Origin of the sequence: Shewanella sp. 2_MG-2023 (genome assembly GCF_030548905.1) — a bacterium.
Taxonomy (GTDB): domain Bacteria; phylum Pseudomonadota; class Gammaproteobacteria; order Enterobacterales; family Shewanellaceae; genus Shewanella; species Shewanella electrodiphila.
On the sequence record NZ_JAUOSO010000043.1, the window covers coordinates 1 to 1,629 of the forward strand.

General features: G+C 39.8%; 2 protein-coding genes and 1 pseudogene. 2 read left to right on the top strand and 1 reads right to left on the bottom strand.

All coding sequences use genetic code 11. The features are described from left to right. Positions 1–242, bottom strand: a pseudogene (locus Q4600_RS21075) (signal recognition particle-docking protein FtsY); the annotation flags it as partial. A gap of 178 nt (positions 243–420) precedes the next feature. On the opposite strand from Q4600_RS21075, the gene rsmD reads away from it, so the two are divergent. Together rsmD and Q4600_RS21085 are read left to right on the top strand one after the other, a co-directional pair. Beyond that, the gene (gene rsmD / locus Q4600_RS21080; protein WP_229370838.1) at positions 421–1,002 is read left to right on the top strand and encodes a 16S rRNA (guanine(966)-N(2))-methyltransferase RsmD; all 582 of its coding nucleotides are present in this window, start codon (positions 421–423) and stop codon (positions 1,000–1,002) included. Between the two features lie 9 nt (positions 1,003–1,011). Further along, the gene (locus Q4600_RS21085) at positions 1,012–1,296 is read left to right on the top strand and encodes a DUF1145 domain-containing protein (RefSeq protein WP_102526734.1); all 285 of its coding nucleotides are present in this window, start codon (positions 1,012–1,014) and stop codon (positions 1,294–1,296) included. Positions 1,297–1,629: the final 333 nt, after the last annotated feature.

Sequence of the window (1,629 nt, forward strand, 5' to 3'; positions counted from 1 at the left end):
TGTTCAGCTAATTGCTGAGCCTGTAATTCAGCCTCAGCCTTTTCAGCAGCTTCTTTTTCTGCTGCAAGACGGTTTTGTTCTTCAACACGTTGCTGTTCAGCTAATTGCTGAGCACCAAGCTCTGCTTCAGTCTGCTCAGTACTACTGGTGTCAATTTGCTCTTGAGCGTTGTCGGTTGTAACTTTCTCTTGTTCTTTGGTTTTGTCTTTACGAAACCACGAAAAAAAACCTTTCTTTGCCATGTCTACTACCAGTACTTAGTGAGCTAAAAAATTCGGAAAAATACTCTCGATAACTTAATACAGATAATGTCAGAAGGATTGCTCACCTTTAGGCATCAGTTTGGTATAAAATATCGAGTATTCTAATTGGTTGCATAGTCTACCACTTTCTTTGTTCAGGCAAAATCACGAGGGCAAAATGTCCAAAAATAAGTCCGCTAGCGGCCAAGTCAGGATCATTTCAGGACAATGGCGTTCACGAAAACTTCCTATTCACGATCTTGAAGGTCTTCGACCAACCACAGATCGAGTGCGCGAGACCTTATTTAACTGGTTATCCACAGACGTTCGCGGTGCAAGAGTGTTGGATTGTTTTGCTGGAAGCGGCGCACTGAGCCTAGAAGCATTATCACGCTACGCTGACTATGCTCGAATTTTTGAACTGCAATCCAGCGCAGCGAAGCAGTTGCAACAAAATTTACAAACTCTGAAATGCGAAACGGCCGATGTCATTAATGGTGATAGTTTGGCTTTGCTCGCCAAAGGTAATCCAGATAAAGGCTTTGATATTGTTTTTGTCGATCCCCCTTTTCGCAAAGATCTGGCCAGTAAAACCATCGCGCTGCTGGATGAAAAACAATGGCTCAATGAAAATGCACAAATTTATGTCGAAACGGAATCCGACTTAGCTCAGTTAGACATCCCCAATACTTGGGTTGAGCTTAAACAGAAATCGGCAGGGCAAGTGACCTACCGTTTATTCCAATATCAAATTGATTAAAGGTTACAGATGAAATTTTTTATTCTGGCAGGTAAGAGCTTTACTCTGCTGACATGGTTGGTGATGTTTTATAATGTGTTCATGCCATTCGATGGCAAAGTCAGTATTGTTCTCAATATTCTGTTATTGATCACGGCATTTATGCATTTGTTCCAATTATTGATTTTTTACACCATGTTCAACACATTACTAAAACTTAAGTTAGTCGATTACATTAAAGTCTATTTCTTGGGTGTCTTTGGTTTATTAGAATATCGCCAAAAAGTATTGGATTTACCTCAAGCTGAAGATTGATACTTATAGCTGGCATCACAAATGAAGTGATAACGAAATTAAACAGCATCTAAGTTATGAGCCTCACATTCGTGGGGCTTTTTATTGAGCTTTTATTATGGGTTACGCTTTAAAGCACTAATCAATATGGTTATAGACATTAATTGATCATGGCAAGGGTCATCACTCCCTATTCGCCACCTCTTAAATAGGTCTACTTACTTTTTAGGGTAAGGGTGAGCAACACCTTTATGACAATCTACACTAGTCTTTCTGCTTGGAATAATAGTCGCCTTCTTGCTTTTTAATTCACAACAGCAAATTTCAGCCATAAAAAAACCTCGCCATAGCGAG